Here is a 19,206-nt window from a genome sequence, read left to right as displayed (position 1 = left end):
CAAGACGCCACTGTGGCGTGTATCAGTCAGCGAATGGCATGTATCAGCTGTTGATACGGCCGACCGGCGTCGATGGGCCGTCTGCGAGAATTGACCCGTGATCTCTCGAATCGATCTGCGCGGTGAGACCCTGCCCGAGGGTTCCGCCCTGCGCGACCTGCTGCCCCGTGCCGAGTTCGACGTGGAAGCCGCCCTGGAGAAGGTGCGGCCGATCTGCGAGGACGTCCGGCATCATGGCGCGGCCGCGGTGATCGACTACGGGGAGAAATTCGACGGCGTCCGCGTCCCGGGCCTCCGCGTCCCCGCCGACGCGATCACCCGCGCCCTCGACGAGCTCGACCCGGCCGTCCGCGCCGCCCTCGAGGAGTCCATCCGGCGCGCCCGGCTCGTCCACCGCGAGCAGCGCCGCACCACCCACACCACCCAGGTCGTCCCCGGCGGCACGGTCACCGAGAAGTGGATCCCGGTCGAGCGCGTCGGGCTCTACGTGCCCGGCGGCCGCTCCGTCTACCCGTCCTCCGTCGTGATGAACGTCGTCCCGGCGCAGGAGGCCGGCGTCGAGGGCATCGCCATCGCCTCGCCGCCGCAGAAGGAGTTCGGCGGCCTGCCGCACCCGACGATCCTGGCCGCCTGCGCCCTGCTCGGCGTCGACGAGGTCTACGCCGCCGGCGGCGCCCAGGCCATCGCCATGTTCGCCTACGGCACCGAGGGAACGGCCGGCGAGCCGGGCTGCGCCCCCGTCAACCTGGTCACCGGCCCCGGCAACATCTACGTGGCCGCCGCCAAGCGCCTCCTCAAGGGCCGCATCGGCATCGACGCCGAGGCCGGCCCGACGGAGATCGCGATCCTCGCGGACTCCACCGCCGACCCCGTCCACGTCGCCGCCGACCTCATCAGCCAGGCCGAGCACGACCCGATGGCGGCCTCCGTCCTCGTCACCGACTCGGACGAGCTGGCCGCCGCCACCGAGGCCGAACTGAAGACCCAGGTCGCCGCCTCCAAGCACGTCGACGACCGGATCGTCCCGGCCCTCGCCGGCCGCCAGTCCGCGATCGTCCTCGTCCGCGACCTCGCCGACGGACTGAAGGTCGTCGACGCGTACGGCGCCGAGCACCTGGAGATCCAGACCGCCGACGCCGCCGCCGTCGCCGACCGGGTCCGCAACGCGGGCGCGATCTTCGTCGGCGCCTGGGCGCCGGTCTCGCTCGGCGACTACTGCGCCGGCTCCAACCACGTCCTGCCCACCGGCGGATGCGCCTGCCACTCCTCGGGCCTCTCCGTGCAGTCCTTCCTGCGCGGCGTGCACATCGTGGACTACACGCGCGACGCGCTCGCCGACGTCGCCCACCACGTGGTGACCCTCGCCGAGGCCGAGGACCTGCCGGCCCACGGCGCCGCGATCAAGGCACGATTCGGATGGAAGGTCCCCGAGAGCAAGTGAGCCAGAACGACAGCATCCGGATCGACGACCTGCCGGTCCGCGGCGAGCTGAAGGGCAAGTCCCCGTACGGCGCGCCCCAGCTCGACGTCCCCGTCCAGCTGAACACCAACGAGAACCCCTACCCGCTGCCCGAGCCCCTGGTGGCCCGGATCGCGGAGCGGGTCGCCGAGGCCGCCCGCGGCCTCAACCGCTACCCCGACCGGGACGCGGTCGAGCTGCGCACCGAGCTCGCCCGCTACCTCACCCGCACCGCGCACCACCCGGTCGCGGTGGAGAACGTGTGGGCGGCCAACGGCTCCAACGAGGTCCTCCAGCAGCTGCTGCAGACCTTCGGCGGCCCCGGCCGTACCGCGATCGGCTTCGAGCCCTCGTACTCGATGCACGCCCTGATCGCCCGCGGCACCGGCACCGGCTGGATCTCCGGCCCGCGCAAGGACGACTTCACCATCGACGTGGCGGCGGCCGAGAAGGCCATCGCCGAGCACCGGCCCGACGTCGTCTTCATCACCTCGCCCAACAACCCCACCGGCACCGCGGTCGACGCCGCCACCGTCCTCGCCCTCTACGAGGCGGCCCAGGCGGCCAAGCCCTCGATGGTCGTCGTGGACGAGGCGTACGTGGAGTTCAGCCACCGGGAGTCGCTGCTGCCGCTCCTGGCGGGCCGCCCCCACCTGGTGGTCTCCCGGACCATGTCCAAGGCGTTCGGCGCCGCCGGACTGCGCCTCGGCTACCTCGCCGCCCACCCGGCCGTGGTCGACGCCGTCCAGCTGGTCCGCCTCCCGTACCACCTCTCGGCCGTCACCCAGGCCACCGCGCTCGCCGCCCTGGAGCACACCGACACCCTCCTCGGGTACGTCGAGCAGCTCAAGGCCGAGCGCGACCGGCTCGTCTCCGAACTGCGGGCGATCGGCTACGAGGTCACCGAGTCCGACGCCAACTTCGTGCAGTTCGGGAAGTTCCCCGACGCGCACGCGGCCTGGCAGCGGATCCTCGACCGGGGCGTCCTGGTCCGGGACAACGGCGTACCGGGATGGCTGCGGGTCACCGCCGGCACCCCCGAAGAGAACGACGCGTTCCTCGACGCGGTCCGTGAATTGATGAAGGAGCAGGAACGATGAGCCGCGTAGGCCGCGTTGAGCGCACCACCAAGGAGACCTCCGTCGTCGTCGAGATCGACCTCGACGGCACCGGAAAGGTCGACGTGTCGACCGGGGTCGGCTTCTACGACCACATGCTCGACCAGCTCGGCCGGCACGGTCTGTTCGACCTGACCGTGAAGACCGACGGCGACCTGCACATCGACTCGCACCACACCATCGAGGACACCGCCCTCGCCCTCGGCGCCGCCTTCAAGCAGGCGCTCGGCGACAAGGTCGGCATCTACCGCTTCGGCAACTGCACCGTCCCGCTGGACGAGTCGCTCGCCCAGGTGACCGTCGACCTCTCCGGCCGCCCGTACCTCGTGCACACCGAGCCCGAGAACATGGCGCCGATGATCGGCTCGTACGACACGACGATGACCCGGCACATCTTCGAGTCCTTCGTCGCCCAGGCCCAGATCGCGCTGCACATCCACGTGCCGTACGGCCGCAACGCCCACCACATCGTGGAGTGCCAGTTCAAGGCCCTGGCCCGCGCGCTCCGCTACGCCGCCGAGCGCGACCCGCGCGCCGCCGGAATCCTCCCCTCCACGAAGGGCGCGCTCTAGTCGTGAACGGCCTCTCCACCATCCTCATCGTCGTCGGGCTCTTCCTGCTCGGCGGCATCTACTCCTTCGTCAAGCAGCAGATGCCCAAGGGCGTGATCGTGCTCGTCGCCCTCGGCGCCGCGATGTGCCTCGGCGCCGGCGTGCTGCGGCTGGACGTGTGGGCATGAGCGCGTCCCCGAAGAAGGTCGTCGTCTTCGACTACGGCTTCGGCAACGTCCGCTCGGCCGAGCGCGCGCTCGCCCGGGTCGGCGCGGACGTCGAGATCACCCGCGACTACGAGAAGGCGATGAACGCCGACGGGCTCCTCGTCCCCGGCGTCGGCGCCTTCTCCGCCTGCATGACGGGCCTCAAGGAGGCCCGCGGCGACTGGATCGTCGGCCGCCGGCTCTCCGGCGGCCGCCCCGTCATGGGCATCTGCGTCGGCATGCAGATCCTCTTCGCGCACGGCATCGAGCACGGCGTGGAGAGCGAGGGCCTCGACGAGTGGCCCGGTACGGTCGAGCCGTTGAACGCCCCCGTCGTCCCCCACATGGGCTGGAACACGGTCGACGCGCCCGCCGACAGCCAGCTGTTCGCCGGTCTCGACGCCGACGCCCGGTACTACTTCGTGCACTCCTACGCGGTGCGCGAGTGGACCCTGGAGGTCGGCAACAAGAACATCCGCGCCCCCAAGGTCAGCTGGGCCACCCACGGCGAGCCCTTCGTCGCGGCGGTGGAGAACGGCGCCCTGTGGGCGACCCAGTTCCACCCCGAGAAGTCCGGCGACGCCGGAGCCCAGCTCCTCACCAACTGGATCGGAACCCTGTGAGCACTCTCGAACTCCTCCCCGCCGTCGACGTCCGCGACGGCCAGGCCGTCCGGCTCGTCCACGGCGAGTCCGGCAGCGAGACCTCCTACGGCTCTCCGCTGGAGGCCGCCCTGGCCTGGCAGCGGGCCGGCGCCGAGTGGCTCCACCTGGTCGACCTGGACGCCGCCTTCGGCACCGGCGACAACCGCGACCTGGTCCGCCAGGTCACCGAGGCCATGGACATCAAGGTCGAGCTGTCCGGCGGCATCCGCGACGACGCCTCGCTGGCCGCCGCCCTCGCCACCGGCTGCACCCGCGTCAACCTCGGCACCGCCGCCCTGGAGACCCCGGAGTGGGTCGCCAAGGTCATCGCCGAGTTCGGCGACAAGATCGCCGTCGGCCTCGACGTGCGCGGCACCACCCTGCGCGGCCGCGGCTGGACCCGTGACGGCGGCGACCTGTACGAGACGCTGGCCCGCCTGGACTCCGAGGGCTGCGCGCGGTACGTCGTCACCGACATCGCCAAGGACGGCACGCTCCAGGGCCCCAACCTGGAGCTCCTGAAGAACGTCTGCGCGGCCACCGACAAGCCCGTCGTCGCCTCCGGCGGCGTCTCCTCCCTGGACGACCTGCGGGCCCTGTCCGGCCTCGTCCCGCTCGGCGTCGAGGGCGCGATCGTCGGCAAGGCGCTGTACGCCAAGGCCTTCACCCTCGAAGAGGCCATCGCCGCGGTGGCCGCCGTATGACCGATTCCGTACGCAAGGTCGTCACCGGCGCTCCCTGGGAGGAGCAGTTCGGCTACTCGCGCGCGGTGGAGCTGCCGAACGGCCTGGTCCTGGTCTCCGGCTGCACGTCGGTCGTCGACGGCCAGATCGCCGACGGCGGCCCGTACGACCAGGCGGTCAACTCCTTCAACGTCGCCTTCGGGGCGCTGAAGCAGCTGGGCCTGGGCGCGGAGCACGTCGTCCGGACCCGGACGTACATCACGCACGCCCGGGACGTGGAGGAGGTCGGCCGCGCCCACAAGGAGCTGTTCGACGGCGTCCGCCCCGCCGCGTCGATGATCATCGTCTCCGGCTTCGTCGACCCGCGCCTGGTCGTCGAGGTCGAGGTCGAGGCGTACCGGAGTGATGTCGCATGAGTCTCGCCGTACGCGTGATCCCCTGCCTGGACGTGGACAACGGCCGGGTCGTCAAGGGCGTCAACTTCCAGAACCTGCGGGACGCGGGCGACCCCGTCGAGATGGCCAAGCTGTACGACGCCGAGGGCGCCGACGAGCTGACCTTCCTCGACATCACCGCCTCCTCCGGCAACCGGGAGACCACCTACGACGTGGTGCGCCGCACCGCCGAGCAGGTCTTCATCCCGCTCACGGTCGGCGGCGGCGTCCGCTCGGCCGAGGACGTCGACAAGCTGCTGCGGGCGGGTGCCGACAAGGTGGGCGTCAACACCGCCGCAATCGAGCGCCCCGAGTTGATCCGCGAGATCGCGGAGCGCTTCGGCCGCCAGGTGCTCGTCCTGTCCGTGGACGCGCGCCGCACCGCCTCGGGCTCCTTCGAGGTGACGACGCACGGCGGCCGCAAGGGCACCGGCATCGACGCCGTCGAGTGGGCGCACCGGGCCGCCGAGCTGGGCGCGGGCGAGATCCTGCTCAACTCGATGGACGCGGACGGCACGAAGGACGGCTACGACACCGAGATGATCGCGGCGGTGCGCAAGCACGTCACGGTGCCGGTGATCGCCTCCGGCGGCGCCGGAAAGCTCGCCGACTTCGCGCCGGCCGTGGCGTCGGGGGCGGACGCGGTGCTCGCGGCCTCCGTCTTCCACTTCGGCGATCTGCGGATCTCGCAGGTCAAGGACGCGCTGCGGGAGGCGGGCCACCCGGTCCGCTGAGCAGTCGTCAGGAAGGGCCCCCGCGGGGGCCCTTCTTCTTGCCCGGATGTGCAGGATTATTTGCGCAACTTCTATTGCGCAAGATTTCTTTCGCATCTATGGTCGTGGACATGACCTCGCAGGAGAACCGCCGCATCGACGACCTGGGCACTCTGAAGGCGATCGCGCACCCCCTGCGCATGCGCCTCTACCGGGCCCTCTTCGTGGCCCGCACCGCCACCGCGTCCCAGCTCGCCGAGCAGGTCGACGAAGCCGTCTCGCTCGTCAGCTACCACCTGCGCAAGCTCGCCGAGCACGGCCTCATCGAGGAGGCCGAGACGCAGTCAGCCGACGGCCGCGAGCGCTGGTGGCAGCCCAGCTCGTACGGGCTGAGCATCCGCGACGAGGACGTCCGCGGGAACCCGGAGACGGCCGCCGCGAGCGACGCCGTCGGCCGCACCCTCAACGAACAGCGCGCCGAGCTCCACCGCCGCTTCATGGACGAGCGGCTCACCTGGTCCGACGAATGGCGCTCGGCCGCGATCAGCTCCGAATGGCTGCCGCGCCTCACCGCCGCCGAACTCGCCGCCCTCGGCACCGAACTCGACGCGCTCCTCCAGAAGTACGACCAGCGGGCCCGCGCCGCCGAGGCCGCCGGTGACACCGAGGGCCGCGAGAACGTCGCCGTCCACCTGCACGGCTTCCCCTACCGAGGCTGAGAGACGATGACCACGACCACGACCCCCGCCGCCGTCGCACCCGCCCGCCCCGCCCACCGCAACCGCCAGGTGCTGCGCTGGCTCGGCGCGTACACCGCCTCCACTCTCGGCGACAGCGTCTACTACCTCGGTCTCTCCTGGGCCGCCGTCAGCAGCGGCACCCCCGCCCAGGCCGGGCTCGTCATGACGGTCTCCGCCGTCCCCCGCGCCCTGCTCATGCTCTTCGGGGGAGTGATCGCCGACCGCCTCGGCCCCCGCCGCGTCGTCATCGTCTCCGACACCGTCCGCTGCCTGTCCACCCTCGGCCTCGCCGCGATCCTCTTCCTCGCCACGCCCGGACTGTGGGTGCTCGCCGTCGTCGCCCTCGTCTTCGGCACCGTCGACGCCGTCTTCCTGCCCGCCGTGGGCGCCCTGCCGCCCCGGATCGCCGACCGCGACCAGCTCGCCCGGGTCCAGGGCATGCGCGGCATCGGCTACCGCGCCGGCGCCGTCCTCGGCGCCCCGCTCGGCGGCCTCGCCGTCGCCCTCGGCGGCTCCGCGACCGCCTTCGCCGTCGCCGGCGTGCTCTTCGCGCTCTCCCTGCCCCTGCTCTGCACCCTCAAGCTGCGGTCACTCCCCGAGGAGAACGGCGAGAGCGGCGGCACCGCCCTGCGGGACCTCGCCGACGGCCTGCGCTACGTGCGCGGCCACCGCGTGCTCGGCCCGCTGATGATCGTCATACTCCTCGCCGACCTCGGCTTCGTCGGACCGCTCAACGTCGGCCTCGCACTCCTCGCCGAACAGCGCGGCTGGGAGGCCGCCGGCATGGGTTGGGTGCTCTTCGGCTTCGGCGCGGGCGCGGGCTCCGCCTCACTGCTCCTCACCGTGCGCGGGCGCGTCCCCCGGGCCGGCGCCGTGATGGGCTGGAGCATGACCCTCGGCGCCCTGTCGATCGGCGCCCTCGCCTTCGTACCGCAGCTGCCCCTCGCCGTACTCGTCGCCGGGAGCGTCGGCCTGCTCGCCGGACTCAACGGTGTGCTCTGCGGCGCACTCGTCCAGACCGAGTCCGACCCCGCCTACCTGGGCCGCGTCTCGGCGGTCGCCAGCCTCGGCAGCCTCGGTCTCGCCCCCCTGAGCTTCCCGCTCACCGGCGCCGCCATCGGCCTGTGGGGCCCCGGCCCGGTCTTCGTCGTCAGCGCCTCGGTCTGCGCCCTGTCAGGGGTCTTCGCCCTGCTGGTCCCCGCCCTCCGCAAGGCCGAACTGCCGAAGTAGCCGGAGGGTCCGGACAGGACCCCCGGCACGACCCGGAAGGTCAGGTCCTGAGCGGCGTCCTGTCCGGACAGGACCCAGGGGATGTCCTGCCGATCATGCCGGGCTCGACAAGACACCCCTAGAGCCCCAGCTGCTTCGTCTCCCGCAGCCGCTCGATCGCCTCCGGCTCCCCCTCAAGGGCCACCTTCGCCGAGTCCTGGCGCCCGTACAGGTACATCACCAGCTCGCCCGGCTCCCCGGACGCCGTCACCACTGGGGTGCCGCGGTGGGCCACGACCGTCTGGCCGTTCGGACGGCGCAGGACCAGACCCACCGGGGCCTTGCGGCCCAGCAGCCGGGCCATCCGCTCCAGACGGGACCAGAGGGCGTCGGCGAAGACCGGATCCAGCTCGCGCGCCGACCAGTCGGGCTGGGCCCGGCGCACGTCCTCCGCGTGCACGAAGAACTCGACGACGTTCGCCCCCTCGTCCACCTGCTTGATGGTGAACGGGGAGAACCGCGGCGGTCCCGTGCGGATGAGCTGGATCAGCTCCTCGTACGGCTTGTCGGCGAACTCCGCCTGCACCCGGTCCTGCCGCTCCCGCAGCGCCGGTACGAGGGAACCGGCCGCCGCGTCGGGCCTGCGCTCCCGCACCACCACATGGGCGGCGAGGTCCCGGGTCCGCCAGCCCTCGCAGAGCGTCGGCGCGTCCGGGCCCGCCGCCTCCAACAGATCCGCGAGCAGAAGCCGTTCACGTTTCGCATGGGTCGACATGCCCGCCAGCGTACGACCGGGGCAGCCGGTCCGCCCAGTGGACGCCCGGCCGGACACCGCCCCGGACCACGGCACAATGGCGCCATGAGCAGCAATCTCGACCCGGCCGTCTCCGCCCGGCTCAAGCGCAGCCCCGACGGGCTCGTGCCCGCCATCGCCCAGCAGTACGACACCGGCGAGGTGCTGATGCTCGGCTGGATGGACGACGAGGCCCTGCACCGCACCCTCACCACCGGCCGCGCCACCTACTGGTCCCGCAGCCGCCAGGAGTACTGGGTCAAGGGCGACACCTCCGGCCACGTCCAGCACGTCAAGGCCGTCGCCCTCGACTGCGACGCCGACACCCTCCTCGTCAAGGTCGACCAGATCGGGGCCGCCTGCCACACCGGCACCCGGACCTGCTTCGACACCGACGTGCTCCCCGTATCCCAGTAAGGTCTGGCGCCATGGATCTCGAGACGTTCCGCAAGCTGGCGGCCGACCGCCGCGTCATCCCCGTCAGCCGCAGGCTCCTCGCGGACGGCGACACCCCGGTCGGGCTCTACCGCAAGCTCGCCGCCGAACGCCCCGGCACCTTCCTCCTCGAATCCGCGGAGAACGGCCGCTCGTGGTCCCGCTACTCCTTCATCGGGGTCCGCAGCGACGCCACCCTGACCGTGCGGGACGGCGAGGCCCACTGGCTGGGCACCCCGCCCGTCGGCGTCCCCACCGACGGCGACCCCCTCGACGCGCTGCGCGCCACCGTCGAAGCCCTCCACACCCCCCGTGACCTCTCCTCCGGGATGCCCCCGTTCACCGGCGGCATGGTCGGCTACCTCGGCTACGACATCGTCCGCCGCCTGGAGAAGATCGGCGACTCCACCCGCGACGACCTGGAGCTCCCCGAGCTCACCATGCTCCTCACCAGCGACCTCGCGGTCCTCGACCACTGGGACGGCACGGTCCTCCTGATCGCCAACGCGATCAACCACAACGACCTGGAGACCGGCGTCGACGAGGCGTACGCGCACGCCGTCGCCCGCCTGGACGCCATGGAGGCCGACCTCGCCCGCCCGGTCGCCACCGCCCCCACGGCCCTGCCCGCCTCCGAACTGCCCGGGTTCTCCGCGCTCTGGGGCGGCACCGCCTACCAGGACGCCGTCGAGGACATCAAGGAGCGCATCCGGGCCGGCGAGGCCTTCCAGGTCGTGCCCTCACAGCGCTTCGAGACCCCGTGCACCGCCTCCGCGCTCGACGTCTACCGGGTCCTGCGGGCCACCAACCCCTCCCCGTACATGTACCTCTTCCGCTTCGAGAACGGCTTCGACGTCGTCGGATCCAGCCCCGAGGCCCTCGTCAAGGTCGAGGGCGGGCAGGCGATGGTCCACCCCATCGCCGGCACCCGGCACCGGGGCGCCACCCCGCAGGAGGACCACGACCTCGCCGAGGAACTGCTCGCCGACCCCAAGGAACGCGCCGAGCACCTCATGCTCGTCGACCTCGGCCGCAACGACCTCGGCCGGGTCTGCGCGCCCGGCTCCGTCGAGGTCGTCGACTTCATGTCGATCGAGCGCTACTCGCACGTCATGCACATCGTCTCCACCGTGACCGGCAAGGTCGCCGAAGGCCGGACCGCCTTCGACGTCCTCACCGCCTGCTTCCCCGCCGGCACGCTCTCCGGAGCCCCCAAGCCCCGCGCGATGCAGATCATCGAGGAGCTCGAACCCTCCCGGCGCGGCCTGTACGGCGGATGTGTCGGTTATCTCGATTTCGCCGGCGACGCGGACACCGCCATCGCCATCCGCACCGCCCTGCTCCGCGACGGCACCGCGTACGTGCAGGCCGGAGCGGGTGTCGTCGCCGACTCCGACCCCGTCGCCGAGGACAACGAGTGCCGCAACAAGGCCGCGGCCGTCCTCCGCGCCGTCCACACCGCCAACCGGATGAACGACAACTGAGCACGTAGGGGATAGTGGGGTACGTGAGTGCCGTACCCGTACCCCAGCCCCGGGCCGCCCGCGCGGCCGTCCCCACCGGCGGCCGCCGCAGCCTGGCCGCGGCCCTCCTCCTCGGCGCCCTCGGCGCCACCGTCGTCCTGCTGTCCGCCGGCCAGATCTGGGCCGAGGGCACCGCGTCCGTCGGCGGCGGCAGCGTCCCCGTCAAAGCCGACGGAAGCGCCGTCACCGGCGTGCCGACCGCCCTCGCGATCGTCGGCCTCGCCGCCCTCTTCGCCGTCTTCGCCGTGCGCCGCACCGGCCGCACCCTCGTCGCCGCGCTCCTCGCGCTCAGCGGCGCGGGCGCCGCGCTCGCCGCGGTCCTCGGCGCCTCCGACAGCACCGCCCTCGACGCCGAGGCCGCCCGCATCAGCGGCGACACCGCCGCCGCCGTGGCCGGCCTCACCCACACCGCGTGGCCGTACGTGACCGCCGCCGGCGCCGCCCTCATCCTGCTCGCCGGCCTCTTCGCCCTGCGCTTCGGCAAGAGCTGGCCCGCGATGGGCGGCCGCTACGAACGGTCCGGCACCCCGCGCGCCGGGCGCAAGGCACCCACCACCGACCCCGACCGGCCCGAGGACCTGTGGAAGGCCCTCGACCGCGGCGAGGACCCCACGCACGGAGGCTGACCGGAGGGCCGATCGCGACGCGTGATCGTCCCGGCACCCCCGATTCATCCTCGCGCGCCCACGTGCGGGACAATGAGCGCCGAGTGTCCGCGCACGCGAGACCTCACCATCGAGCAACTGCAACGAGGAGCAACTCATGGCGGGCAGCGCCCACGGACACACCCCGGCCGCCTGGACCGGTGTCATCATCTCCTTCATCGGCTTCTGCATCGCCGGCGTCTTCATGGTGGCCGCCAACCTGCCCGGTTTCTGGGCCGGCGTGGGTGTCATCGTCCTCGGCGGCATCGTCGGCGGCGCGATGAAGGTCGCGGGCCTCGGCATGCCGAAGGAGTCGGCGGCCGTCGCCGCCGCCCGCGAGGCCGCCACCGCGACCGCGCAGGCCCGTTCCTGACGCGACACGACGCACCCGAGGGTGCAGTCCGGCCGTGCCGGGCTGCGCCCTCGCGCGTCAGGGGCGAGAATCACCGGGTGGACACGCACCCGACGGCCGGAGCCGCGACCGACGCTTCCCCCACCCGACCGGGTGAATCCACCCCACCGGGAAACCCCGCCCCGCCCGCCCCCGCCGGACGGCCCGGAGGTCCGGGTGACGCCGGATCCGCATGGCCCGGGGGTCCGGGGGGTGCCGGATCGGCGGGGCCCGGGGGTCCGGGAGGTGTCGGATCGGCGTGGCCCGGGGGTCCGGGTGACGCCGGATCCGTGTGGTCCGGGGGTCCGGGAGGTGCCGTACCGCCGCCGCGGCCGCTCGTGCGGCGGCTGCTCGCGCCGGTCGGGACGCTCGCCGGGGTCGCCGCCGCGTTCGCGTACGTCGGGGCCGTCGACCCCAACGAACCCGGGCACTACCCCGTCTGCCCGCTGCTCCGCTTCACCGGCCTGTACTGCCCCGGGTGCGGCGGACTCCGTAGCGCCCACGCCTTCGTCACCGGCGACCTGCCGACCGCGCTCGGCGCGAACGCCCTGGCCGTCATCGGCTACGGGCTCTTCGCCGTCGTGATGGCCGTCTGGCTGATTCGTGCCACCCGCGCGGTGCCGATGCGCCTCGCGATCTCCCCGGTCTGGTGGTGGGGGATCGGGGCCGTCCTCGCCCTCTTCACCCTGGTCCGGAACCTTCCCTTCGGCTCCGCGCTGGCCCCCTGAGGCCCTTCACCGGCACTCGGGGACCCCCGACGGGAGTCCCAGCAGATGGGACGCCGCTCCGGCCGATGCGAGTCCGGGGCCGTCCTGCGGATAGGATCGAAGTGGCTGAACCTGTTTCCTCATCACCGTCCCGGAAGGGGGCCCCTCGCGTGAGTGTGCTCGACGAGATCATCGAAGGCGTGCGCGCCGACCTCGCAGAGCGACAGGCGCGGGTCACCCTCGACGAGCTCAAGGAGCGCGCCGCCAAGGCGCCGCAGGCCAAGGACGGCGTCGCCGCACTGCGCGGAGACGGCGTCACCGTGATCTGCGAAGTCAAGCGCTCCAGCCCGTCCAAGGGCGCACTCGCCGCGATCGCCGATCCGGCCGGACTCGCCGCGGACTACGAGGCGGGCGGCGCAGCCGTCATCTCCGTCCTCACCGAGCAGCGCCGCTTCGGCGGCTCCCTCGCCGACCTGGAGGCCGTCCGCGCCCGGGTCGACATCCCCGTCCTGCGCAAGGACTTCATCGTCACCGCGTACCAGCTCTGGGAGGCCCGGGCGTACGGAGCGGATCTCGCGCTCCTCATCGTCGCCGCCCTGGAGCAGGAGGCGCTGGTCTCCCTCATCGAGCGTGCCGAGTCCATCGGGCTGACCCCGCTGGTCGAGGTCCACGACGAGGACGAGGTCGAGCGCGCCGTCGAGGCGGGCGCCCGGATCATCGGCGTCAACGCGCGCAACCTCAAGACCCTCCAGGTCGACCGCTCCACCTTCGAGCGCGTCGCCCCCGAGATCCCGGCGCACATCGTCAAGGTCGCCGAGTCCGGCGTCCGCGGCCCGCACGACCTCATCGCCTACGCCAACGCCGGCGCCGACGCGGTCCTGGTCGGCGAGTCCCTCGTCACCGGCCGCGACCCGAAGGCCGCCGTCGCCGACCTGGTCGCCGCCGGCGCCCACCCGGCCCTCCGCCACGGCCGGAGCTGACCCCGCCATGACCCCCGTCCGCGCCACGCCGACCGCCCTGGGCCCCGCCCCGGGCGGCCCGGCCGTGCCCGCGGACGCCTCGGGCCGCCGCGGCCGGCTCCGTACCGCCGCGGCCCCCGTCTCCAAGCACGCCCCCTTGGCCAGGGGCTGCCGCCCGCGCGGCTGTCGCGCGCCCGCCCGCCGTGTCCACGGCCGCCGGGTCCGCTACGTCATCGGCTCCGAGCCGGGCCAGGTCAACGGCATGCGATGGCGCCCGCGCGCCCCGCGCACCTCTCCACACGACACCAGCCCCACCCGCCGCCCCTGACCCCACCCCCCGTACGGGCTTCGCCCACCACGGTGCGGGCTTTGCCCACCACGGTGCGGGCTTTGCCCACCACTGTGCGGGCCACGCCCACCACGGTGCGGGCCACGCCCACCACTGTGCGGGCCACGCCCACCACTGTGCGGGCCACGCCCACCACGGTGCGGGCCACGCCCACCACGGTGCGGGCCACGCCCACCACCGTGCGGGCCACGCCCACCACCGTGCGGGCCACGCCCACCACCGCGTGGGCCGAGCCCTCCGTCGTGCGGGCTGAGCCCCCCCGTGGGGGCCGCGCCCGCCGTCTGCCCACCCCCGTGTGGGCAATCGTCCCGCTGGGGCGGGACGGGTGGGCACACGGGACGGCGCCCTCGGCGGCGCCTCCGCCCCCTGCGCCTGGACCCGCACCAAAAGACGGGCCTTGCACCGGGTGCGGGGTCGGGCCCGGAAGCCTAGGCCCGGCAACGGGCCGTCCGTTGTGCCCACCCGTTCCGCCCCAGCGGAACGATTGCCCACAACGGGCAACGGGCGGCCACACCGGCCGGCGGGCACCCGCAACGGGCGGCCCCGACGGCCGACGGGCACCCGCAGGGCGCCCCCGACGGGTGGGCGCCACGACGGGTGGGGGGAAGGCGACCGTGTTGCCGTATGTGAGCGTGGCGCGCGCATAACGTGACCATCAACCCCACGTATCCCGGGGCACCCGCCCCGCGAGGAGCATCCGCATGTCGAGCGAGTTCTTCATTCCGGACCTGGAGGGCCAGGTCCCCACCGTCGAGGGCTACTTCGGCGAGTACGGCGGCAAGTTCATCCCGGAGGCCCTGGTCGCCGCCGTGGACGAGGTCGCCGTCGAGTACGACAAGGCGAAGGCGGACCCCGAGTTCGCCCGCGAACTCAACGACCTCATGGTCAACTACACGGGCCGTCCGAGCGCCCTCACCGAGGTGCCCCGGTTCGCCGAGCACGCGGGCGGCGCCCGGATCTTCCTCAAGCGCGAGGACCTGAACCACACCGGCTCGCACAAGATCAACAACGTGCTGGGCCAGGCACTGCTGACCAAGCGCATGGGCAAGACGCGGGTCATCGCCGAGACCGGCGCCGGCCAGCACGGCGTGGCCACGGCCACCGCCTGCGCCCTGTTCGGCCTCGACTGCACCATCTACATGGGCGAGGTCGACACCCAGCGCCAGGCCCTGAACGTGGCCCGGATGCGGATGCTCGGCGCCGAGGTCATCGCCGTGAAGTCCGGCAGCCGCACCCTCAAGGACGCCATCAACGAGGCCTTCCGGGACTGGGTCGCCAACGTCGACAGGACGCACTACCTGTTCGGCACCGTCGCCGGCCCGCACCCCTTCCCCGCCATGGTCCGCGACTTCCACCGGGTCATCGGCGTCGAGGCCCGCCGCCAGATCCTGGAGCGCGCCGGGCGGCTGCCCGACGCGGCCATCGCCTGCGTCGGCGGCGGCTCCAACGCCATCGGCCTCTTCCACGCCTTCGTCCCGGACGCGGGCGTGCGCCTGATCGGCTGCGAGCCGGCCGGCCACGGCGTCGAGACCGGCGAGCACGCGGCCACCCTCACCGCCGGCGAGCCCGGCATCCTGCACGGCTCGCGCTCGTACGTCCTCCAGGACGAGGAGGGCCAGATCACCGAGCCGTACTCGATCTCGGCCGGTCTCGACTACCCGGGCATCGGCCCCGAGCACGCGTACCTCAAGGACAGCGGGCGCGGCGAGTACCGCGCCGTCACGGACGACGCCGCCATGCAGGCGCTGCGGCTGCTCTCCCGTACGGAGGGCATCATCCCGGCCATCGAGTCGGCGCACGCCCTCGCGGGGGCCCTGGAGGTCGGCAAGGAGCTCGGCAAGGACGCCCTGCTCCTCGTGAACCTCTCGGGGCGCGGGGACAAGGACATGGACACGGCCGCCCGCTACTTCGGGCTGTACGACGGGGAGGGCTCGAAGTGACGACCGGAAACATCCAGCTGCTCGGTGACACCCTCGCCAAGGCGAAGGCCGAGGACCGCGCCGCGCTGATCGCCTATCTGCCGGCCGGGTTCCCGACCGTCGACGGCGGCATCGCGGCGATCAAGGCGGCCTTCGACGGCGGCGCCGACGTCGTCGAGGTCGGTCTGCCGCACAGCGACCCGGTCCTCGACGGGCCGGTCATCCAGACCGCCGACGACATCGCCCTGCGCGGCGGCGTCAAGATCGCCGACGTCATGCGGACGGTCCGCGAGGCCCACGAGGCCACCGGGAAGCCGGTCCTCGTCATGACCTACTGGAACCCGATCGACCGGTACGGCATCGAGCGCTTCACCGAGGAGCTCGCCGCGGCCGGCGGCGCGGGCTGCATCCTGCCCGACCTGCCGGTCCAGGAGTCCGCGGTCTGGCGCGAGCACGCCGACAAGCGCGGTCTCGCCACCGTGTTCGTCGTCGCGCCCAGCAGCAAGGACGAGCGCCTGGCCACCATCACGTCGGTCGGCTCGGGCTTCGTCTACGCCGCCTCGCTCATGGGGGTCACCGGCACCCGCGCGTCCGTCGGCGAGCAGGCCGCCGACCTGGTCCGCCGCACCCGGGCCACCTCCGGGCTGCCGGTCTGCGTCGGCCTCGGCGTCTCCAACGCCACCCAGGCGAAGGAGGTCGCCGGCTTCGCCGACGGCGTCATCGTCGGCTCCGCCTTCGTGCAGCGCATCCTCGACGCCGACGGCGACGAGGCCGCGGGGCTGGCCGCCGTAAGGGAACTGGCGGGCGAACTCGCCGAGGGTGTACGCCGCGTTTCGTAGCCCGTTCGGGTGGATCCGGGACCGGGGAGGCACGTACGCGCCTCCCCGGTTCGTTCCTGAGGCGTGAGCGAGAACAACCGTGGTGACGGTAACCGGAGCGCGCGGGAGCGCCTCCAGCAGCAGCGCGAGCGCGACAAGGCCCGCGAGAAGCAGCGGCGCGTCCTGATCGTGTCGGCGGCGGTGGTCGGGGTCCTCGGCCTCGCCGCGGTCGTCGGGGTGATCGCCGCGAACAGCGACAACGACGGCGGATCCGACAAGGCGGGCCCGGTGGTCGCGCCGACGGGATCGATCGAGGGCGACAAGCCCGCGATCCCCACGGGCACGACGGACGCCCCGTCCACGCTCGCGGTCTGGGAGGACTTCCGCTGCCCGGCGTGCGCCCAGTTCGAGACCGTCATGCGCGACACCATCCACGAGCTGGAGGCCTCCGGCGCGCTCAAGGCCGAGTACCACCTCGCCACCCTCATCGACGGGAACATGGGCGGCAGCGGCTCGCTGCGCGCGGCGAACGCGGCGGCGTGCGCCCAGGACGCGGGCAAGTTCACCGCGTACCACGACACGCTCTACTCGAACCAGCCGCCGGAGACGGACGACGCCTTCGGCAAGAACGACAAGCTGATCGAGCTGGCGGCGAAGGTCCCGGGGCTCGACACGCCCACCTTCCGCAGCTGCGTCCAGGACGGCACGCACGACAGCTGGGTCACGAAGTCGAACGAGGCCTTCCAGAAGGGCGGCTTCCGCGGCACCCCGTCCGTCCTCCTCAACGGCGAAGCGATCTTCCCGACCAAGGGGAACGAACAGATCTCCCCGGAGAACCTGAAGAAGTGGGTGGCCGAGGCCAACAAGGGCAAGAAGGCCGGCACGGCCTCGCCCTCGGCCGGCTGAGCCGCCTCCCGGCGGGGTTAGTTACCCATACGTTGCCGGGTGGGCTGCCGTCCCGCCCGCCCGGCAAGGTAGCGTCGGTCCTGCCATGGACCTTGCCTACATTCCCAGCCCGTCGACCGGCGTGATCCACCTCGGACCGATCCCGCTGCGCGGCTATGCCTTCTGCATCATCATCGGTGTCTTCGTCGCCGTCTGGTACGGCAACAAGCGCTGGATCGCCCGGGGCGGCACCGCCGGCACCGTGGCCGACATCGCCGTCTGGGCGGTGCCTTTCGGCCTCGTCGGCGGACGCCTGTACCACGTGATCACCGACTACCAGCTGTACTTCAGCGAGGGTGAGAACTGGGTCGACGCCTTCAAGATCTGGGAGGGCGGCCTCGGTATCTGGGGCGCGATCGCGCTCGGCGCCGTCGGTGCCTGGATCGGCTGCCGCCGCCGGGGCATCCCGCTGCCGGCCTACGCCGACGCCATCGCCCCCGGTATCGCCTTCGCCCAGGCCATCGGCCGCTGGGGCAACTGGTTCAACCAGGAGCTCTACGGCCGGCCGACCGACCTGCCCTGGGCCCTGAAGATCACCGAGGGCGCGAACCGCGAGGCCGGGCTCTACCACCCGACCTTCCTGTACGAATCGCTCTGGTGCGTCGGCGTCGGTTTCCTCGTCGTCTGGGCCGACCGCCGCTTCAAGCTCGGCCACGGGCGGGCCTTCGCGGTGTACGTGGCCGCGTACTGCGCCGGCCGGGTCTGGACCGAGTACCTGCGCGTCGACGAGGCGCACCACGTGCTCGGCCTGCGGCTGAACGTGTGGACGGCGATCGTCGTCTTCCTGCTCGCGGTGGTCTACCTCGTGGTCTCGTCGCGGATGCGGCCGGGGCGCGAGGAGATCGTGGAGCCGAAGGCGGCGGAGAAGGACGGGAAGCCCGGGACGGACGCGAAGTCCGCGGAGTCCGCTGAGTCCGGGGAGGGCGAGTCGGTGGACGGCGGGCCCGAGGACGCCGCCGCGGTAGCGGACGACGGCTCCGACTCCGGCTCCTCCGAGTCCTCCGACTCCCGCATCGACCTCGACAAGAACGAGGAAGCCGGTGCCGGCAACGGCGCCGGGTCGGCCGCCAAGGGCTGACCCTTCCCCTGCCGAGAGGGCCGCCGGAACCGAAAGGTTTCGGCGGCCCTCTCGCGTACGGGGTCAGGCCGTGCGGGAGGCGAGGGCGAGGACGCGGTGGGCGCCCTGCACCACCGCCGCGTCGACGAAGCGGCCGTCGGGGAGGGCCAGGGCGCCCTGGTCGGTGGCGGCCGCGGTGACGACCTCCCGGGCCGCGTCGACCTCCTCCGGGGTGGGCAGGTAGGCCCGCTCGATGACCGGGAGCTGACGGGGGTGGATCGCCGCCCGGCCGAGGAAGCCCATGGCCCGGCCCCGGGCGCAACCGGCGGCCAGGGCGTCCAGGTCGCCGATGTCGGGGTGGACCGACTGGGCCGGCGGCGGGAGGCCCGCGGCTCGGGCCGCGACCACCACCCGGCCGCGCGGCCAGTCGAGCCCGCTGTCCTCCCGTACCCCCAGGTCGGCACGGAGGTCGGCCTCGCCGAGCGCGATGCCGCGCACGGCCGGGTGGGCGGTGGCGATGGCGTACGCGTGCTCCACGGCGAGGGCGTTCTCCAGGAGCGGGTAGAGGGGGAGCCCGGGGGCGAGTCCGGCGATCCGGTGGATGTCAGTGGCGTGTGTCACCTTGGGTACACGGAGACCGCAGAGGCCGGGGAGGGGGGCCAGGGTGGGGATGTCGTGCGGGGAGTGGACACGGACGTGCACCGGGACGGGGTGGGCGTCGGCGAGCAGATCGGCCGTGGCGTCGAGGGCGTACGCCTTGCGGTGCGGGGCGACCGCGTCCTCCAGGTCGACGATGACGACGTCTGCGCCGGACGACAGGGCCTTGGCGACGACCTCGGGCCGGTCGCCGGGGGCGTACAGCCAGGTGAGGGGCGTACGGACGCGGGCGAGACCGTCGACCCCGGTCAT

The 19,206-nt window shown here is 72.9% G+C and carries 23 protein-coding genes; 21 read left to right on the top strand and 2 right to left on the bottom strand.

All coding sequences use genetic code 11. The features are described from left to right. Positions 1-97 precede the first annotated feature (97 nt). From hisD to MRBLMG1_RS21505, 10 genes are all read left to right on the top strand, one after another. Complete coding sequence (hisD, locus tag MRBLMG1_RS21550) at positions 98-1,441, top strand: histidinol dehydrogenase (protein WP_367825729.1); 1,344 nt, start codon at positions 98-100, stop codon at positions 1,439-1,441. Then, entirely contained in the window at positions 1,438-2,559 is a 1,122-nt protein-coding gene (locus MRBLMG1_RS21545; protein ID WP_367825728.1) for a histidinol-phosphate transaminase, read from the top strand. Before hisD ends, MRBLMG1_RS21545 begins: the two co-directional genes overlap by 4 nt. After that, complete coding sequence (gene hisB / locus MRBLMG1_RS21540) at positions 2,556-3,149, top strand: imidazoleglycerol-phosphate dehydratase HisB (RefSeq protein WP_017238764.1); 594 nt, start codon at positions 2,556-2,558, stop codon at positions 3,147-3,149. Before MRBLMG1_RS21545 ends, hisB begins: the two co-directional genes overlap by 4 nt. Before the next feature lie 2 nt (positions 3,150-3,151). Beyond that, positions 3,152-3,316, top strand: coding sequence for a hypothetical protein (locus tag MRBLMG1_RS21535; RefSeq protein ID WP_367825727.1), 165 nt, complete (start codon positions 3,152-3,154; stop codon positions 3,314-3,316). After that, the gene (gene hisH / locus MRBLMG1_RS21530) at positions 3,313-3,957 is read left to right on the top strand and encodes an imidazole glycerol phosphate synthase subunit HisH (RefSeq protein ID WP_367825726.1); all 645 of its coding nucleotides are present in this window, start codon (positions 3,313-3,315) and stop codon (positions 3,955-3,957) included. The genes MRBLMG1_RS21535 and hisH overlap by 4 nt, the downstream gene beginning before the upstream one ends. Next, positions 3,954-4,682: a bifunctional 1-(5-phosphoribosyl)-5-((5-phosphoribosylamino)methylideneamino)imidazole-4-carboxamide isomerase/phosphoribosylanthranilate isomerase PriA gene (priA, locus tag MRBLMG1_RS21525; protein WP_017238761.1), complete on the top strand. Its 729-nt coding sequence runs from the start codon at positions 3,954-3,956 to the stop codon at positions 4,680-4,682. Before hisH ends, priA begins: the two co-directional genes overlap by 4 nt. Further along, positions 4,679-5,077, top strand: a complete 399-nt coding sequence (locus MRBLMG1_RS21520) for a RidA family protein (RefSeq protein ID WP_367825725.1) — start codon at positions 4,679-4,681, stop codon at positions 5,075-5,077. Before priA ends, MRBLMG1_RS21520 begins: the two co-directional genes overlap by 4 nt. Then, positions 5,074-5,829, top strand: a complete 756-nt coding sequence (gene hisF, locus MRBLMG1_RS21515) for an imidazole glycerol phosphate synthase subunit HisF (protein ID WP_367825724.1) — start codon at positions 5,074-5,076, stop codon at positions 5,827-5,829. Before MRBLMG1_RS21520 ends, hisF begins: the two co-directional genes overlap by 4 nt. Positions 5,830-5,939: 110 nt before the next feature. Continuing rightward, positions 5,940-6,527 carry an ArsR/SmtB family transcription factor gene (locus tag MRBLMG1_RS21510; protein WP_367825723.1) on the top strand — a complete coding sequence of 196 codons (588 nt, stop codon included), beginning with the start codon at positions 5,940-5,942 and terminating at the stop codon, positions 6,525-6,527. A gap of 6 nt (positions 6,528-6,533) precedes the next feature. Then, a complete protein-coding gene (locus tag MRBLMG1_RS21505; RefSeq protein ID WP_367825722.1) occupies positions 6,534-7,778 on the top strand; it encodes an MFS transporter in 1,245 nt (414 codons plus the stop codon). A 118-nt stretch (positions 7,779-7,896) separates the two neighbouring features. Here MRBLMG1_RS21505 and MRBLMG1_RS21500 read toward each other — a convergent pair whose 3' ends face one another. Further along, positions 7,897-8,532: a TIGR03085 family metal-binding protein gene (locus MRBLMG1_RS21500; RefSeq protein ID WP_367825721.1), complete on the bottom strand. Its 636-nt coding sequence runs from the start codon at positions 8,530-8,532 to the stop codon at positions 7,897-7,899. 84 nt (positions 8,533-8,616) lie between these two features. On the opposite strand from MRBLMG1_RS21500, the gene hisI reads away from it, so the two are divergent. The 11 genes from hisI to lgt all read left to right on the top strand — a co-directional run bounded on the left by hisI (position 8,617) and on the right by lgt (position 18,318). Continuing rightward, a complete protein-coding gene (hisI, locus tag MRBLMG1_RS21495; protein WP_367825720.1) occupies positions 8,617-8,967 on the top strand; it encodes a phosphoribosyl-AMP cyclohydrolase in 351 nt (116 codons plus the stop codon). A gap of 11 nt (positions 8,968-8,978) precedes the next feature. Beyond that, complete coding sequence (locus tag MRBLMG1_RS21490) at positions 8,979-10,469, top strand: anthranilate synthase component I (RefSeq protein WP_367825719.1); 1,491 nt, start codon at positions 8,979-8,981, stop codon at positions 10,467-10,469. A 14-nt stretch (positions 10,470-10,483) separates the two neighbouring features. Further along, positions 10,484-11,134, top strand: a complete 651-nt coding sequence (locus MRBLMG1_RS21485) for a TIGR02234 family membrane protein (RefSeq protein ID WP_367825718.1) — start codon at positions 10,484-10,486, stop codon at positions 11,132-11,134. Between the two features lie 136 nt (positions 11,135-11,270). After that, positions 11,271-11,525: an HGxxPAAW family protein gene (locus MRBLMG1_RS21480; protein ID WP_367825717.1), complete on the top strand. Its 255-nt coding sequence runs from the start codon at positions 11,271-11,273 to the stop codon at positions 11,523-11,525. 308 nt (positions 11,526-11,833) lie between these two features. Further along, complete coding sequence (locus MRBLMG1_RS21475; protein ID WP_367825716.1) at positions 11,834-12,271, top strand: DUF2752 domain-containing protein; 438 nt, start codon at positions 11,834-11,836, stop codon at positions 12,269-12,271. A 149-nt stretch (positions 12,272-12,420) separates the two neighbouring features. Beyond that, complete coding sequence (gene trpC / locus MRBLMG1_RS21470; RefSeq protein ID WP_367825715.1) at positions 12,421-13,230, top strand: indole-3-glycerol phosphate synthase TrpC; 810 nt, start codon at positions 12,421-12,423, stop codon at positions 13,228-13,230. A 7-nt stretch (positions 13,231-13,237) separates the two neighbouring features. Further along, a complete protein-coding gene (gene trpM, locus MRBLMG1_RS37350) occupies positions 13,238-13,537 on the top strand; it encodes a tryptophan biosynthesis modulator TrpM (RefSeq protein ID WP_414721621.1) in 300 nt (99 codons plus the stop codon). Between the two features lie 722 nt (positions 13,538-14,259). After that, positions 14,260-15,498, top strand: coding sequence for a tryptophan synthase subunit beta (gene trpB, locus MRBLMG1_RS21460; RefSeq protein ID WP_367825714.1), 1,239 nt, complete (start codon positions 14,260-14,262; stop codon positions 15,496-15,498). Then, complete coding sequence (gene trpA / locus MRBLMG1_RS21455) at positions 15,495-16,316, top strand: tryptophan synthase subunit alpha (protein ID WP_367825713.1); 822 nt, start codon at positions 15,495-15,497, stop codon at positions 16,314-16,316. The genes trpB and trpA overlap by 4 nt, the downstream gene beginning before the upstream one ends. Before the next feature lie 63 nt (positions 16,317-16,379). Beyond that, positions 16,380-17,201 (top strand): DsbA family protein, encoded by an 822-nt coding sequence (locus MRBLMG1_RS21450; RefSeq protein WP_367825712.1) that lies wholly within the window; start codon positions 16,380-16,382, stop codon positions 17,199-17,201. A gap of 85 nt (positions 17,202-17,286) precedes the next feature. Continuing rightward, a complete protein-coding gene (gene lgt, locus MRBLMG1_RS21445) occupies positions 17,287-18,318 on the top strand; it encodes a prolipoprotein diacylglyceryl transferase (protein ID WP_367825711.1) in 1,032 nt (343 codons plus the stop codon). Positions 18,319-18,381: 63 nt separating this feature from the next. Here lgt and MRBLMG1_RS21440 read toward each other — a convergent pair whose 3' ends face one another. Beyond that, on the bottom strand, positions 18,382-19,206 hold the full coding sequence (locus MRBLMG1_RS21440) for an HpcH/HpaI aldolase/citrate lyase family protein (RefSeq protein ID WP_367825710.1): 825 nt from the start codon (positions 19,204-19,206) through the stop codon (positions 18,382-18,384).

It is taken from the genome of Streptomyces sp. LMG1-1-1.1 (assembly GCF_040815545.1).
Classification (GTDB): Bacteria; Actinomycetota; Actinomycetes; order Streptomycetales; family Streptomycetaceae; genus Streptomyces.
This window is presented reverse-complemented; position numbering and strand designations above follow the sequence as displayed.

Bases quoted from the DNA above. Each gene is read 5' to 3' on its own strand.
- hisB (WP_017238764.1), top strand. From the start codon at position 2,556: ATGAGCCGCGTAGGCCGCGTTGAGCGCACCACCAAGGAGACCTCCGTC.
- hisH (WP_367825726.1), top strand. From the start codon at position 3,313: ATGAGCGCGTCCCCGAAGAAGGTCGTCGTCTTCGACTACGGCTTCGGC.
- MRBLMG1_RS21520 (WP_367825725.1), top strand. From the start codon at position 4,679: ATGACCGATTCCGTACGCAAGGTCGTCACCGGCGCTCCCTGGGAGGAG.
- hisF (WP_367825724.1), top strand. From the start codon at position 5,074: ATGAGTCTCGCCGTACGCGTGATCCCCTGCCTGGACGTGGACAACGGC.
- MRBLMG1_RS21510 (WP_367825723.1), top strand. From the start codon at position 5,940: ATGACCTCGCAGGAGAACCGCCGCATCGACGACCTGGGCACTCTGAAG.
- MRBLMG1_RS21505 (WP_367825722.1), top strand. From the start codon at position 6,534: ATGACCACGACCACGACCCCCGCCGCCGTCGCACCCGCCCGCCCCGCC.
- MRBLMG1_RS21500 (WP_367825721.1), bottom strand. From the start codon at position 8,532: ATGTCGACCCATGCGAAACGTGAACGGCTTCTGCTCGCGGATCTGTTG.
- hisI (WP_367825720.1), top strand. From the start codon at position 8,617: ATGAGCAGCAATCTCGACCCGGCCGTCTCCGCCCGGCTCAAGCGCAGC.
- MRBLMG1_RS21490 (WP_367825719.1), top strand. From the start codon at position 8,979: ATGGATCTCGAGACGTTCCGCAAGCTGGCGGCCGACCGCCGCGTCATC.
- MRBLMG1_RS21480 (WP_367825717.1), top strand. From the start codon at position 11,271: ATGGCGGGCAGCGCCCACGGACACACCCCGGCCGCCTGGACCGGTGTC.
- trpM (WP_414721621.1), top strand. From the start codon at position 13,238: ATGACCCCCGTCCGCGCCACGCCGACCGCCCTGGGCCCCGCCCCGGGC.
- trpB (WP_367825714.1), top strand. From the start codon at position 14,260: ATGTCGAGCGAGTTCTTCATTCCGGACCTGGAGGGCCAGGTCCCCACC.
- lgt (WP_367825711.1), top strand. From the start codon at position 17,287: ATGGACCTTGCCTACATTCCCAGCCCGTCGACCGGCGTGATCCACCTC.
- MRBLMG1_RS21440 (WP_367825710.1), bottom strand. From the start codon at position 19,206: ATGACCGGGGTCGACGGTCTCGCCCGCGTCCGTACGCCCCTCACCTGG.